Raw genomic sequence first — 14,849 nt, 5'->3', positions numbered from 1 at the left:
AACAGATATTCACCTGCTTAATGTTTGCGGATTCGAATACTGCTCCAAGTCAACTTTGATGCGCTGGCGGGAGTATGTACGAGAGTAAAAAATGCGAGGTGAAATTAAATAAGGTTGGTCGATTCAAAAAGACTATTTTGGTCATGCCGTTATCGTGATGGTCAGCCTGTACAAAGGAATTTTTGATTACCATCGAGCCTCAGCTAACTTGAGAAGACGTTGAGCCATCGGTGCCGTTTGAATACTTGAAAATATTAACTGTTCAATCATCTTCTCTAAATTAAACCGCCTATTAAACTTAAAACAGAACTCTGACAGATAGCGCGGCAGGTGCTTTTTGTTGATTGAATAATATGTTCCGCGCATTGCATTTTTTACCTTGATTATCAATGTGTTAACCCATTTTAAATATGGCAACTCTACACAATCAGCACCCCCGCCGGTCACTATTGAATGGTGAAAACTTTCTGAATCTTCAATACCACGAAAACAAGCAAGGCAATTAGATATAACCAGTGATTTAGGGTATAGATGAGCTTTTGCCCAGAGAGTAAGTTCTTCTTTTTTTAAGCCTTTAACTACGTAGAAACGCATTCTTATTGGATGACTTTCTTTATTCATAGAGACAGCGGCAACAAAAGGACGTTTCCCTTAGCACCGCGTCCTCGAACACTTGAAGCACACCGGGATATCCATATTTCGCTCCCTCTATTAGATCAAAGGCCTAGTTTTATAGCCTGATCTCTGCCATCAGTCTAAAGCCCAGCAACGCTGGGCTTAAGTTTAAGTCAATGAAAAGCGAGAATTAAGCGTTCTTTGGTGGATCGAACGCTGTTAATTCAAGTACTGGGCCTTCGTATTTCTCAATGCGAACAACAGAAGAGTTAGCCGCACAACCGTTTGATAAGCGAGAAGTGGGAATATCACGCGTTAGTACGTTGGGGCCACCGTTCTTACATAGACCTGTTACTTTGTCTAAATCTGGCCATGCACCTTCGTGAACACATACAGTACCCGGTTTGATACCATCTGTGACCACTGCACCGACTAGGATTTGACCACGGTCGTTATATGCACGAACAAGATCGCCGTTCTTTATGCCCCGTGCTTTTGCATCTTCTATGCTGATGGTTATTGGCTCACGGTTAGCCACAGCATACTCTTCACGAAGTTTCGCATAGTTGAATTGGCTATGTAGGCGATGTGCTGAATGCGATGTGATCAGCGTTAACTCATCCTTCTTCGCCCCACCAATCCACTCGTCAGGAGCCATCCAAGTTGGGTGTGCTGGACAGTCTTTTAGACCATAGCCTTTGATAGTTTTTGAGTAGATTTCAATTTTACCACTTGGTGTTCCCAGAGGATTCATCACAGGATCTTTGCGGAATTGCTCGTGACGGACAAACTTAGCATTCTTCTTGTTAGGTTTCATTTCGATAAGCTCATTGAGCTCCCAGAATTTACCAAACTTAGGCATACGAACACGAGCACGTTTCGCCCCTTTTGCTGCTTCATCATAGAAGTATTTCAGCCAGTCCATTTCTTCTTTATCTTCTGTGAAGATGGCACGGCCTTTACCCGGCATAAGAAGTTCAGACATTTGTGCAAACACTTCAAAGTCGCTACGAGCTTCAAACTGAGGCTCAACCACTTTAGGCATTGGCACTAAGTGCGCGTTTGAGTAGTCACCAGTCATGGTCATATCGTTACGCTCAAATGAGGTCGTGATAGGGAATACCACGTCAGCGTGTTTTGCTGCAGCTGTCCAGTAGATTTCAGAGACAACAGAAAGCTCCAGTTTTTGCCACGCCTCAATCTGACGGTTCGTGTCTTGGTGGTGAGTAAAGTTACCGCCGCCAGTCCACCAAACCATCTTCAGGTTAGGGAAGGTTAGCTCATGACCATTGTGCATGTACTTCATGCCAGGGTTTTCAATCGCTTCAACAATACGTGCAACAGGAAGTGCATTAACTGCTTCTTTAGAAGCAGAGCGAGCACCAGACTTGCCAGATTTACCGACAGTTGCACCCATAGCAGGTAGAACGCCGCCGTCTCGAGTTGGGTTACCACCGTTTGAATAGTGGTAAGATAAACCAAAACCACCACCCGGCAGGCCGATTTGACCGAGCATTGCAGCCAGTGTTGCTAACATCCAGTGACGCTGCTCACCGTATTGCTGACGCTGCATAGACCAACCAGACATTAGCATTGTGCGGTTTTTACTAAAGATGTCAGCTAGTAGCTCCATTTGTTTAGCTGGAACGCCACAGATCGATTCAGCCCATGCAGGTGTTTTCTCAACACCATCACTCTTACCAAGTAGGTACTCTTCAAACTTGTCGTAGCCAACAGTGTACTTATCTAGGAACGCTTTATCGTTCTTGTTTTGAGATATTAGCGAGTGAGCAATACCCATCATCATTGCTGTATCAGTAAATGGGTGCGGTGCAATCCACTGGGCAGTATCGCCAAAGAACTCAATAGTTTCTGAGCGCATTGGGTCGATACAGATGATAGTTTTGCCCGCTTTTTTCAGCTGATGGAAGAACTCGATACCTGAGTTTTCATTTGAAGTCCAAGCGATCTTCAGCGTGTTCATTGGATTCATTCCCCAAAGCACAACAACATCAGAGTTTTCAAGTACAACAGGGTGGGTAGTTTGCTGTTCATACACTTCGATAGAACCCATCACGTGCGGCATAATCACCTGAGATGCACCCGTTGAGTAGTCACCTAGGTGACTTGTGTAACCACCAGCCATTGACATGTAACGGCGTAATAGCTCTCGGCCTTTGTGTAATACGCCTGATGAACGCCAGCCATAAGCGCCAGCAAATACAGATTCATCACCATATTCACCACGGATGCGCATGTGTTGTTCGTGAACTAGCTTTAAGGCATCATCCCAAGACACGCGAACGTATTCATCGTCACCGCGGCGGCGAGCAGGGTTTTGTGGGTTCTCTAGGTAGCTTTTACGTACCATTGGGTATTTGATACGTGCCTTTGTATGAACCTGATCTGGGCCGGTAAGTTGCAGGCTGTTAGGAACCGTTTTTGGCAATGCCCCTTCAGTTGAAACAAGTTTGCCCTCTTTCACTATTGCGTATAGTGGGCCCATACGAGAAGCAGTTAAGACACCTTCACCTTTTGTTTTTGCTGTTGCTTGCATTGGCATAATAGAAGTTATGGCTAGAGCACCGGCAGCTATCCCTGTGCCTTTTATAAAACCACGTCGTGAAATATTCGTCATTGTTAATTCCTTTAGACTTATTAAACGTTATTAGTGAGCTGAACCACCCATGTCTTTAGCATGGTTCTGGAAGTACTTCGTCAAGATTTCAAGATCTAGCTCAGAAATATCAGTACGGTCACCCATACCTTTGGCAACCGGGCCCCAAGCGTTCACAGTAAAGTGACCAGCCGGGATCTTAGCGTGACAAGCCGAGCAGTAGACGTTATCAAGTTGCTCTGCATATTCCCAAATAGGGTCTGCGCTTGCTGTTACTGGTGCGTCAATAGTGGCAGTTAGATCGGCGCTTCGCCATTCGTTACCGTATTCATCAGTAATGAATTTACCTACTTTAAGCGCCGCTTGGCCTTTGTCTGAAAGTGTGGCGATAATGGAGCGTTTGCCTTCTCCCATGTAAAGCACTTGTTCAGCGCCTTTCATTTGGAAACCAGAAAGTTTTACCTGACGCTCGTTGTCATTGGCCCTGATCACTTCTAGGTGAACAACAGGGTTGATGTGACCAAGTTCCCCCATTTCAGCCCCTTCAACGGTGTACACTTCTTTTGCATTTTCTGGCGTGGTTTCAGTGTGAGATAGTAGATTTTCGAATGCCTCACTATCTAGTTCAGCAACAGGAGCAAAGTGCGCTACGCCTTTGTGGCAATCAATACAAGTTAAGTTATTGTCTTGTCCGTATTCGTGCATTTTTACAGTATTCTCTGACTGCTCATAAGTGTCCATTGCCTCGAATTCGTGACAAGAACGGCAAGGTGCTGAGTCATTTTTACGCATATGACCCCAAACTGTTTCCGCCATCGCTAAGCGCTGCTTTTCATATTTTTCTTCAGAATCAATCTTACCAGTGACAAATTCGTGATAAATATCTTTTGTTGCTCGGATTTTTGTAAGTATGTAGTCCAGAGGCTCTGATGGAATATGACAGTCAGCACATTCAGCGCGGATACCTTTAGCATTGGAAAAGTGAATTGAACTTTCGTACTCCTCCTGAGGGATTTGCATTGTGTGACAAGAAAGACAAAACTCAGTGCTTGAGGTGGCTTTCATTATGTAGGCAGAGCCACCTAGTGCGGCAGCACCAACAACTGCACCAATCAATGCTATTAGCACAAAGGTTCTTTTTTTCATGTTCATCGAACTTTATATACCCTATGGTGTGTTTTATATTCTCATGAAGAATACCTCTTTATAGTTATAACAATAGTGACTAATGTCACCTAATGAAGCTTGTATTAGTGCACGTCAGTGCATTATGAATAAACGCCATAGTCGAATCACCCCGTTAGGCATTCCGCCTATCCCTTGCCCGTAACGTGCTTTTTTGGGAAAATCTCACCTAACCAACTGTTTTGTTTCAGTTACGGTCTGATGTAAAGTGGCTTCAACCTACTTATTTCATAGCATGAGGCCAGTCGTCGTAGGATACGGCAGCGATACTGGAGCAGATCAAATGCTACTGATTATATTTTGCGTTTTACTCCTTTTTTACCAGTTGCACCAGTTGCTCTCTAAGAGCTAAAGTCTTACCAAGGATTGTCTCTAAAATGTTCCTGAAAATAGTCAATTAATGCTCTGACGGTAGGGGATAGGTGCTTTCTGGAGGAGTAGAGAGCATATATAGTGAGCTCGGCGGGCTTCCACTCAGCAAGAACTGGTCGCAATGTGCCATCTTTAATGTATTTGTTCGCTAGGTAGGTTGGCTGAACAGCAACACCGCCTCCCATAAGGCAGGCATGGAGTAACGTCGTGGCTTCATTGGCGGTAAGCTTGCAATCCACATCCACTGACTCTTGTTGTTCACCATTGGTTAGGTGCCATATGTGCCGTTGAAAGTTCTTATAGCCCAGGCACTTATGTCCCATGAGATCTGTCGGCTTTAAGATTTCATCTCTACTTGCTAAATAGCTAGGAGAAGCAACCAGTACTGACTCACACACTGTAATAGGTTTACCAATCAAAGAGGGTTCTGGATTAGAAGCAATTCGGATAGCGAGATCAATTTGTCTTTCAGTCAGGTCGGCGACCGAATCTTGTAAGTCTATATCGATATGTACTTTAGGGTGCATAGACATAAAGCTTTGAAGCGCAGGTACAAGTTGTGAAAAACCAAATGACATACTGGTCGCTATCCGCACCATGCCAGATAACTCTTCAGTGGAATCACTCAATACAATTAAACGATCCGCCTGTTCTAGCCATGCTTCAACCTCTTTCAAACACCGATCTCCGGCACTTGTGAGCGTTACCCTACGGGTGGTCCGGTGCAATAAACGGCTATTCAACCACTTTTCCATGGCTTCAATATAACGAGTGACCATTGGCCGGGACATCTCTAATCTCTCGGCCGTCGCAGTAAAACTGCCCGATTGAGCGACATCAACAAACACTTTTGCAGCGATTAATCTATCCATTCACTTGCACGAATTAAGAAATAATATTGATCAATTTGGTGTGTTTTTTAGCTTAAGTCAATCTTTTATGATTACGTTCGTTGAAACCAACAACCCTTTTAGTTAAATAAACCAATAAACGGAAATAATTATGAAAAAGATGACTTTATTAGCGGCTTCTATCCTTTTTGCGGGCAGTGCTTTTGCCACAGAGCAAACACCACTGACGTTTGATGTTTATAACGCCGACGGAAACAGCTTCCATGTTAACTCAACGCTAATAGAAGGCGAAAAGGAAGTCATGTTGATCGATACAGGGTTTACTAAAGCCGATGCCCTCCGCATTGCCGCGAAAGTACTGGATACCGGTAAAGAGTTAAAAACCATTTTTATTAGCCAAGCTGACCCAGATTACTACTTTGGTGCTGAAGTACTTCATTCGCTATTTCCAGACGCACAAATTGTTACTACCCCCGCAGTAAAAACAGTGATTGAGCAAAAGTTGCTAACAAAACTTAAAGTGTGGGCGCCACGCATGGGTGACAATGCTCCCATTAAGCCTTACGTCCCTCATGCGATAACGGCGACCTCTCTTACTTTGGAAGGGCACAAAATAGAAATTAGGGGTACAAGCGGCGTTTTAGCACACCGCCCATATTTATGGGTTCCTTCGAGTAAAACGGTATTGGGTAACGTAGCCGTATTTGGCAACTTGCACCTTTGGACGGCAGATGCCCAAACCGATCAAAGCCAAAAGGCATGGAGTGAGCAGCTTAATGAGATGCAAGCTTTACAGCCCGAGTTGGTGATCCCGGGACATATGAAATCAGGCACGGCCTTAAACGTTGAAACGATTCGTTATTCTCAGCAGTATCTTAAAGACTTCAGCCAAGCAAAAACCAGCAGTGAAAACAGTGAGCAACTGATTGGAACATTGTCTAAAAAATATGGAGATCCCGAGTCAATGAATTTAATCATTGGCGCTAAAGTTCACATGGGAGAGATGAAATGGTAACTGTTCACTACTTCTATGACCCAATGTGCGGGTGGTGTTATGGCGCAACCACTCTTATCGAAGCTATCGCCAAAAGTCATCACTTAACGTTGAAACTTCATCCGGGAGGAATGATTTCCAGCTGCGTAGTTGAACCGACTTTCCGTGATCATATTTTGAAAAATGACACCGCGATCAGCGAGCTGACTGGGGCGAGATTTGGACAAGTTTATCTTGAACGCGTAACCAGTACTGATGAGTTTGTTTTGGATTCTTACCTTCCTATTCGGGCAATTCTTGTTGCAGATTCTTTAGGAATGGACCCGTTTCTAATGCTAAAGGCGATACAAAAAGCGCATTACGTTGACGGAAAATCGGTAAATAAACGAACGACGTTAGAAGAGATAGCCACTCAATTAGGATTAGATCAAGCATTATGGAATGAGAAAATGCAAACGGAGGAAAGCTTGGAACACGCTGCGGTCGATAACAGTCATCAATTGATGACTCGATTAAAGGTACAAGGTTATCCGACACTGTTCCTCGAAGATAATGATCAGTTTATCAGATTGCCTCATACGAAATATTATGGCCAAGGAGAAAAATGGCACACTTTTTTGGAAAGCCTAACCTAACGTTCTCCCGTGTTGATTTATCGGAGTAAAAAGCGCCATGTAAACAGGTGCTCCTTCCCTAAAGTTCGTAATCATGCTCTCCCTCCAAACATGTTACGAACTTTTTAAATTGAATAGTCATGTACCTTAAGAGTTTTTCGTAAACGGCTATAAATGATTGCTTTTTGGATATAGTGCGCATCATCTTCTCTCAGCTTGGAATGAGAAAATATAAGTAAAACTCAAAACGAGATCTATCAGACTAAAATCTCGTGAAATTAGAATGGGCAAAAACGAGTTTTTTGAACTGGTTGTATTCATTAATATAAATGGTTACGGCATCAGCAACGGTGAGCCGATGCCATGCCGTATCATCCCCAGATTAAGAATATACCTCTGAAGTTCTTCTTCTCGCTTCAACGCCCACGTAGATGCACGGCTATTATGTCTGAATGTCTTGTACTCAGTCTTAGCGACCTTTATTCGGACGACTGCCTGATAATGACCTGATTTCAGCTTGCGGATTGTCGGTATGCTTATTTCCCAATGTGCTCAAATTGTGCTGTTCACACTGAATGTCAGTGCAAAAGACATAAACGCTATGGTCGTATCACCCAGTTAAGCATTCCACTTATCCCACACCTGTAACTCGCTCATATCTGCCATCATCACCTAACCAACTGCTTTGTTTCAGTTACGGTCTGATGTAAAGTGGCTGCAACCCACTTATTTCATAGCATGAGGCCAGTCGTCGTAGGATACGGCAGCGATACTGGAGAAGGAGAGCAATGTTACCCGCACTGACATATCAGAGCAGTATCGACGATGTCGTACTGTCTTACCTCAACGAGTTAGAATCGGCCGGATTTACTGGTGATATTGAAAAAAGTTATGCCAGTCGCCTGGCTGTAGCGACCGACAATAGTGTGTACCAACTATTGCCACAAGCCGTTATTCTTCCTCGTTCCGCTGATGACTTAGCTCTTATCGGTCAACTTGGCCAGAAAGAAGCTTATAAGAAAGTAACCTTTTCGCCACGAGGTGGAGGTACGGGCACCAATGGTCAGTCATTGACCTCTGGGGTGGTGGTTGATCTTTCCCGTCACATGAATCAGATTCTGGAAGTGAATGCCCAGCAGGGCTGGGTCAGAGTACAAACGGGTGTGATTAAAGATCAGCTTAATGATGCGCTTCGGCCTTATGGGTTCTTTTTCTCGCCAGATCTCTCAACCAGTAACCGTGCAACCATCGGTGGCATGATCAATACCGATGCCTCGGGACAGGGCTCCCTAAAGTACGGTAAAACTTCCGATCACGTTCTGGCATTGAAAGCAGTATTGGTTGACGGTTCAGTACTCGATACCGAGCCTTTAGACAACGACGGACTGGATAACGCCGCCTCGAGTCAGAGTCAGGCTGGTACCGCCATTCGAACCGCAGCGAAAGTGTGCCGCGATAAACGGCAGCAAATTGTCGACAAATTTCCGCCATTGAACCGTTTCCTGACCGGTTATGATCTGAAAAATGTCTTTGATGATGAGCTGAAGATGTTTGATATTGCGCGTTTATTATGCGGTTCGGAAGGTTCACTGGCGTTTATCGCCGAAGCCAAGTTGAATATCACCCCAATCCCTAAATCGCGGGCATTGGTTAATATCAAATATGACAGCTTTGATTCAGCCCTGCGTAGTGCACCTATGATGGTTGAAGCAAAGGCATTGTCGGTAGAAACCGTTGATTCGCGGGTATTAAATTTTGCCAAGCAAGACATCGTCTGGAATACGGTGAGTGATCTGCTGACGGATATACCAGGCAAAGAGATGCTGGGCATTAATATGGTGGAATTTGCCAGTAATGACCCGGATGAAAACCAGCAGAACGTAGCAGCATTGTGCGAAAGGCTGGATGCGCTAGTTACCCGAGAGGCTGACGGTATCATTGGTTATCAGATCTGTGAGGATCTGGCCAGTATTCAGAAAATTTACGCTATGCGGAAAAAGGCCGTCGGCCTGCTAGGTGCTGTGCAAGGCAGTAAAAAACCCATCGCTTTTGCGGAAGATACCTGTGTTCCGCCTGAACATCTGGCCGATTATATTGCCGAGTTTCGCCAGTTGTTAGATGAAAAACAGCTTGATTATGGCATGTTCGGCCATGTTGATGCCGGCGTGCTGCATGTTCGTCCGGCTCTGGATATGTGCGATGCGCAGCAAGAACGGATAATGAAAGAAATCTCTGATCAGGTGGTTGGTCTGGTCGCAAAGTATGGCGGTTTAATGTGGGGGGAGCACGGGAAAGGTTTTCGCTCAGAATATGGCCCGGCTTTCTTTGGCGATGAGCTGTTCACGGAACTTCGTCGCATTAAGGGGGCTTTCGATCCGGATAACCGGATGAATCCGGGAAAAATCTGTACACCGCTCGACAGCGACGATGAGCTGGTTAAGGTCGATGGGGTTAAGCGCGGTTTTTACGATCGCCAGATCCCCGTAACGACTCGCGACAGCTTTAAGTTGGCGATGGAATGTAACGGCAATGGCTTGTGCTTTAACTATGACACCAGCTCGCCAATGTGCCCGTCGATGAAAATTACGGCAGATCGTCGTCACTCACCGAAAGGACGTGCCGGATTGGTACGTGAATGGCTCCGCCAGCTGGCAGAGCAGGGCATTAATGCCGATGAACTTGAGCACAAACTGCTGACGTCGACGCCGACGGTTAAACAGATCATCGATCGCCTGAAAAACACCTACGGTCGGGGTAAAAATGATTATGACTATTCGCACGAAGTAATGGAAGCGATGAACGGATGTCTCGCCTGTAAAGCGTGCGCCAGCCAGTGCCCGATTAAGGTGGATGTTCCCAGCTTCCGTTCACGCTTTATGAATATCTATTACAGCCGCTATCAGCGTCCGGCAAAGGACTATCTGGTCGCTTATGTGGAAAGCTATTTACCGCTAATGGGCAAAGCCCCTGCAACCTTCAATGCCGTAATACGTTCGCCATGGCTGAAGACGCTGACCGAAAAAACGGTCGGCTATGTTGATACGCCTACATTGTCGGTGCCGACGTTGATGGAAAGTCTGGATGGACACCATGCAACGCGATTTGATCTGCAGTGGTTGCAGGCGCTGTCTGACCGGGAACGCCAGAATTACGTTCTGATTGTTCAGGACCCTTTCACCAGTTTCTATGATGCTGAAGTCGTGCGTGATTTTGTGTCTCTGGCCGAGAAACTGGGTAAAAAGCCCATGCTGGTACCGTTTAAACCAAATGGTAAAGCGCAGCATATTAAAGGGTTCTTACGCCAGTTTGCCAAAACAGCCCGTAATACCGCAGATTTTCTGAATCAGTTAGCGGCACTGAACATACCGCTGGTGGGGGTCGATCCGGCACTGGTACTGTGCTATCGCGATGAATACGCAGAAGTACTTGAAGAGACTCGCGGTGACTTCCATGTAATGACAGCCCATGAGTGGTTAACGCCATTACTGGCGGAGCTTCCATCTTACCCTCAGCGAGAAGGTGACGAATGGTATCTGTTTGCCCATTGCACGGAAAAAACCAAAATGCCCAATGCTGAACAAGAGTGGATGGTTATCTTCAACCGATTTGGTTCTGCTTTAAAACCGGTGTCGGTCGGCTGTTGTGGTATGGCCGGTACTTTTGGTCATGAGAAAGATAAGGTTGAAATGTCGAAAGCGGTTTATGACTTAAGCTGGAAACCAAATATCGAGCAGCTTAACCCTGATCGCTGTATGGCTACAGGGTATTCATGCCGCAGCCAGGTGAAACGCCTCGAGCACATTAAAATGAAGCACCCTGTTCAGGTGCTACTGCGAATCATCAGCAGCTCTGCATTGTGATAATAAAAAGCCCCGGTTGGAACCTCCGGGGCTTTTTTAATACAAAGGAAGTGACAGAATCTCCCGCAGCTTAACCGGCGAAAAACAAGACCTGCAGACCACGTAACAACAGACCACAGAGGATATGCCCCCGCGCCACAACGCCGTGCTCCTCGGCTAATCGGTCACCTCCAGTAAATAGTTTTCTAATTGATCTGAGAGCCATTGGATCACTGCGCCACGGCGCGATTCACTTTCTACCATTTCTCCATAGGGTTGCCAGGTCATCGCTTTATTGTGCTTTATGACTTTAATTGTTCCCTCTCGCAAATGATCATTGATTAGCAGTGCCGGTACATCAGACCATCCGGTACCGTCGAGTACGGCATTTCTCAAATGCTCATAGAACGTCAGGGCAATGTAATTGGAGGATTTCGGATCAACAGGCTTAAGACCTTCTTCATCAATATATGCCAGGGCGATTTCGGTATAACGCTCTAAGTCAGAACTGTTCACTTTGCGTAACTGGCTGAGCGGATGATTTTTGTGGGCAACAGACATCATTCGAATTTGCCCTAAGTCGAGTTGCAGAACCCGAGGGATCTTGTGGTGACGGGGCAGCAGGCCGTAGGCAACATCCACAACGTTCTGTGCCACCATATCTTCAAGTTCTGGTGGCGGTGCGACGTAGACGGAAAAACTGGTGTTGGGAAAGCGGGTGTTCAGTTGTTGCAGTAATGACCGCCACAGCGATTCGGGCAGAGCATCGTCACGGGCAATACGCAGGGCGGACTCAACACCATTGAGATGTTGAGTGCACTTGGTCTGGATGTCGTTGGCAATCATGATTAGCCGTTCACAATCATTGGCAACCGCTTCTCCTATTTCCGTCAGTTTGACCCGGTTGCCTGTACGGGTTAAGAGCTTAACGCCTAAATCATCTTCCAGCGTACTTAATGCTGCACTGACGGTGGTACGGCTTTTGTTTAGCTTGCGTGCCGCTTCGGCAATAGAGCCGGTGTAACTGGTATGGAGAAACATTTCAACCTGACTGGTTTTCACAAGCATAATCCTGATGATGAATGTACAGCATCTTAGTCAATCATTGATAGGCGAGACTTTAGCGACGAAAAATTGAGCGCTGAGAGATTGTAGCATTGAAATTTATCGCGGTACGATTGAATCGTTCTCAAATGAAATAAAAACCTAACGATAAAAAAGACGAAAAAGTCGTCGGTTACTAGAGGTAATTATGACGTGTAATGTGCAGCTTGAACGAAGGCTGCTTCAGTGTTCGACCGTATCATCGCTGTTGTTTTCTCTGATGGGGATAGGCCTTGGGCTCTGGATGGGGTCATTGGTTATTGTGTTTGATGGTGCTTATTCCCTGGTCAGCCTGGTTTTGACACTGGTCTCCCTGGCGGCGGTGGCCTATATTCGTAAGCCAGTTGCGAATCGTGATCCGGATAAACTTGCCAGGGTTGAGCCGATGGTAATCGCCTTTAAAGGTCTGGTTATCACTATGATGTGTTGCGTGTCGTTCAGTTCGGCTGTAATGGCCATTCATCATGGCGGTCGAGATATTAATACCGGTTTGGCTTTGATCTTCGGTGTTATCAACGTGGTGGGTTGTTTTGCGAATTATTGGTTCATGTCGTCGCTGGGTAAAAAAGCACAATCAAGGCTGGTTGATGCAGAAGTCAAACAGTGGCTGATGGATGCAGTGATCAGCGGGGCGGTGCTGGTAGGTTTTGCCGTGGCAAAGCTGTTAGCTATCTCGGAATTCAGCGCCTATGCGGTTTATGCCGATCCGGTAATGGTTGTGATTGCCTCTATTTATTTTGTCATCGTACCATTGAAAATGATGTTTGAAGGCCTTCGTGAGTTACTGGTGATTCAGCAACGTGAGCCTGTAAACAATATCATCGCGAAGGGATAAATTTTTAATTGACGTCATCCGCAACTCAGTCCGATTAAATCAAATCAGCAGGCCCGATGCGATACCAAAATGCCGGGCCTTTCTGGGTACTCAACCTAACGCCCCAGTAACAGGGTGCCTTCTATTTCACGGAAATACTGGGCAGTGTTAATCAGCGAGGTTGCCGTTAGCCCGGGTACACCATAAACTTCCACACTGACGCCATACTTTGACTGTACTTTTTCCACCAGCAGATCGAAGTCGCCATCACCGGAAAGCAGGATAATACGGTCAACGTCAGGCGCATGCTCAATGACATCTAATGTGATCCCGACATCCCAGTCCCCCTTCGCTGAGCCGTCACTGCGCTGGATGAAGGGCTTGAGCTTTACGTCAAAGCCGATACCGCGCAGAATATTCTGGAATTGTCGCTGCTTTTCATCACCACGATGAATGGCATAGGCATAGGCCGCAACAACTTCCCGGCCCTGTGTTGCTTCAGCCCAAAAAGCATTGTAATCAAAATTACAATGGTAAGTATCTTTCACTGTGTAATAGATGTTTTGAACATCGACAAAAATAGCGACTTTTTCCACAAGAATCCTGATATTAGATCAATAAGCATAGGCTGATAAGCAGGTTGCCTTGAAACGTGAAATAATTCAAGTGATGTCTTGCTGAAACGAGCATCTTGAGACCACTTGGTATTATTAGGTTTTTTATATAAAGTGAGTCATAGTCTGTTTTTGGCTGGATATACGAGATATGTTGATGAAAAAAATCCTGATTGGCGGATTACTGTTAAGTTCTGCATCCGTCTTTGCACAAAGTTGTCCGGTTGACGTCCAAAACGATATTCATATTAATGAAGGTCAGGTATCTGTTTACCAACGTGGTCAGCCTAAAATGATGATTGATGAAAATAACAATATTTTCATCAATGGCAAGCAGTTAGATCTTAACGCCATGCAGCGTCAAGCAGTTGAAGCCTATAGCAATGGCGTACAGGAATACCTGCCGAAAATGGCAGATATCGCTAATGACGGTGTCGGTATTGCGACGGATGTTCTGGAAGAAGTGTCATCGAGTTTTGATTCAAAAGAGTCGTTTGCCAAGGTTGAATCTTTGATTGACGAATACGGTAAAAAAGCCCAGGAGAAGTTTTATCAGGATGGCGAATTTGTGATGCCGGCGGATATGTTTGCAGATGTGGATTTAAGTTGGAAAGCCGAGTTTGAAGAAGCGATGAAGCATGTCAGTGTAGAATCAATGTCGGGTTTATTTGCTGCGCTCTCTGACGAAATGAAAAACGGTGAGATTAGTTTCACTGAGCTGCAGAATAAATTTGCTGAATTAAAACTGCGAATTGAAGAGCGTATTCAATCGCGTTCTGGTGAAATTGCAACCAAGGCAAATGACCTGTGTGATTCCATTAAAGGCTTGGCCGAAGAGGAACAACAGCTGCATAAAGCGATTCCTGAACTAAAAGATTATCAGATGTTTGAAATCTAATAATTTGGCTAGTTGCCTCAAGCAAATTGGTTGAATGTTCCGTTATGTAATATATGACGCCTTATGCAAGGCGTCATTTTTGGATCATGGTAAAATCTATATATCGGATGTTTGAGATGAAACTATTATGCTAAAGATTGCGGTTATTTTTCTGCTATTAGCATTCGGCTTTTTAGCGACGAAGTATTTAGACGAGAAAGTACAGAAAACAGTATTCATAGGTTTTGCTATTGCTTTCGGCGCAGCCGTGCTGCTGCTAATGGCCTTTGAATTGTTTCGTTGAAGTAGCTTGATCTTACGGATATAAAAATGCCTCCAGCGAGGAGGCATTG

Annotated in this window: 11 protein-coding genes and 1 pseudogene; 6 read left to right on the top strand and 6 right to left on the bottom strand. The window is 45.3% G+C overall.

Going from position 1 to position 14,849, the window contains the following annotated elements; genetic code table 11:
• Positions 1 to 186 precede the first annotated feature (186 nt).
• The 4 genes and pseudogenes from AC2204_RS01335 to AC2204_RS01320 all read right to left on the bottom strand — a co-directional run.
• Positions 187 to 668: pseudogene (locus AC2204_RS01335) on the bottom strand (IS1595 family transposase); the annotation flags it as partial.
• A gap of 137 nt (positions 669 to 805) precedes the next feature.
• Positions 806 to 3,253 (bottom strand): molybdopterin guanine dinucleotide-containing S/N-oxide reductase, encoded by a 2,448-nt coding sequence (locus tag AC2204_RS01330; RefSeq protein ID WP_318923550.1) that lies wholly within the window; start codon positions 3,251 to 3,253, stop codon positions 806 to 808.
• 30 nt (positions 3,254 to 3,283) lie between these two features.
• Positions 3,284 to 4,384 carry a NapC/NirT family cytochrome c gene (locus AC2204_RS01325; protein ID WP_318923549.1) on the bottom strand — a complete coding sequence of 367 codons (1,101 nt, stop codon included), beginning with the start codon at positions 4,382 to 4,384 and terminating at the stop codon, positions 3,284 to 3,286.
• A 389-nt stretch (positions 4,385 to 4,773) separates the two neighbouring features.
• Positions 4,774 to 5,661, bottom strand: a complete 888-nt coding sequence (locus AC2204_RS01320) for a LysR family transcriptional regulator (RefSeq protein WP_318923548.1) — start codon at positions 5,659 to 5,661, stop codon at positions 4,774 to 4,776.
• Between the two features lie 130 nt (positions 5,662 to 5,791).
• On the opposite strand from AC2204_RS01320, the gene AC2204_RS01315 reads away from it, so the two are divergent.
• The 3 genes from AC2204_RS01315 (at position 5,792) to ydiJ (ending at position 11,108) form a co-directional block, all read left to right on the top strand.
• Entirely contained in the window at positions 5,792 to 6,655 is an 864-nt protein-coding gene (locus AC2204_RS01315; RefSeq protein WP_318923547.1) for an MBL fold metallo-hydrolase, read from the top strand.
• A complete protein-coding gene (locus tag AC2204_RS01310) occupies positions 6,649 to 7,269 on the top strand; it encodes a DsbA family protein (protein ID WP_318923545.1) in 621 nt (206 codons plus the stop codon). The genes AC2204_RS01315 and AC2204_RS01310 overlap by 7 nt, the downstream gene beginning before the upstream one ends.
• Before the next feature lie 767 nt (positions 7,270 to 8,036).
• Positions 8,037 to 11,108 carry a D-2-hydroxyglutarate dehydrogenase YdiJ gene (gene ydiJ, locus AC2204_RS01305; RefSeq protein WP_318923544.1) on the top strand — a complete coding sequence of 1,024 codons (3,072 nt, stop codon included), beginning with the start codon at positions 8,037 to 8,039 and terminating at the stop codon, positions 11,106 to 11,108.
• Positions 11,109 to 11,264: 156 nt separating this feature from the next.
• Here ydiJ and AC2204_RS01300 read toward each other — a convergent pair whose 3' ends face one another.
• Positions 11,265 to 12,149 (bottom strand): LysR family transcriptional regulator, encoded by an 885-nt coding sequence (locus AC2204_RS01300; protein WP_318923542.1) that lies wholly within the window; start codon positions 12,147 to 12,149, stop codon positions 11,265 to 11,267.
• Between the two features lie 190 nt (positions 12,150 to 12,339).
• On the opposite strand from AC2204_RS01300, the gene AC2204_RS01295 reads away from it, so the two are divergent.
• Complete coding sequence (locus tag AC2204_RS01295) at positions 12,340 to 13,026, top strand: cation efflux transmembrane domain-containing protein (protein ID WP_318923540.1); 687 nt, start codon at positions 12,340 to 12,342, stop codon at positions 13,024 to 13,026.
• 95 nt (positions 13,027 to 13,121) lie between these two features.
• On the opposite strand, the gene AC2204_RS01290 is transcribed toward AC2204_RS01295, so the two are convergent.
• Complete coding sequence (locus tag AC2204_RS01290) at positions 13,122 to 13,601, bottom strand: LabA-like NYN domain-containing protein (RefSeq protein WP_318923539.1); 480 nt, start codon at positions 13,599 to 13,601, stop codon at positions 13,122 to 13,124.
• A gap of 169 nt (positions 13,602 to 13,770) precedes the next feature.
• Between AC2204_RS01290 and AC2204_RS01285 the strand changes: the two genes are divergently transcribed.
• Positions 13,771 to 14,517: a YggN family protein gene (locus AC2204_RS01285; protein WP_318923538.1), complete on the top strand. Its 747-nt coding sequence runs from the start codon at positions 13,771 to 13,773 to the stop codon at positions 14,515 to 14,517.
• A 127-nt stretch (positions 14,518 to 14,644) separates the two neighbouring features.
• Positions 14,645 to 14,800 carry a hypothetical protein gene (locus tag AC2204_RS01280; RefSeq protein WP_318923537.1) on the top strand — a complete coding sequence of 52 codons (156 nt, stop codon included), beginning with the start codon at positions 14,645 to 14,647 and terminating at the stop codon, positions 14,798 to 14,800.
• Positions 14,801 to 14,849: the final 49 nt, after the last annotated feature.

The organism is Photobacterium sp., from assembly GCF_057456235.1.
Note: the sequence above shows the minus strand (reverse complement) of the source record. Positions and strands in the feature narration are given on the sequence as shown.

Coding starts and splice junctions, on each gene's coding strand:
- AC2204_RS01330 (WP_318923550.1), bottom strand. CDS start 3,253: ATGACGAATATTTCACGACGTGGTTTTATAAAAGGCACAGGGATAGCT.
- AC2204_RS01325 (WP_318923549.1), bottom strand. CDS start 4,384: ATGAACATGAAAAAAAGAACCTTTGTGCTAATAGCATTGATTGGTGCA.
- AC2204_RS01320 (WP_318923548.1), bottom strand. CDS start 5,661: ATGGATAGATTAATCGCTGCAAAAGTGTTTGTTGATGTCGCTCAATCG.
- AC2204_RS01315 (WP_318923547.1), top strand. CDS start 5,792: ATGAAAAAGATGACTTTATTAGCGGCTTCTATCCTTTTTGCGGGCAGT.
- AC2204_RS01310 (WP_318923545.1), top strand. CDS start 6,649: ATGGTAACTGTTCACTACTTCTATGACCCAATGTGCGGGTGGTGTTAT.
- ydiJ (WP_318923544.1), top strand. CDS start 8,037: ATGTTACCCGCACTGACATATCAGAGCAGTATCGACGATGTCGTACTG.
- AC2204_RS01295 (WP_318923540.1), top strand. CDS start 12,340: ATGACGTGTAATGTGCAGCTTGAACGAAGGCTGCTTCAGTGTTCGACC.
- AC2204_RS01285 (WP_318923538.1), top strand. CDS start 13,771: ATGTTGATGAAAAAAATCCTGATTGGCGGATTACTGTTAAGTTCTGCA.
- AC2204_RS01280 (WP_318923537.1), top strand. CDS start 14,645: ATGCTAAAGATTGCGGTTATTTTTCTGCTATTAGCATTCGGCTTTTTA.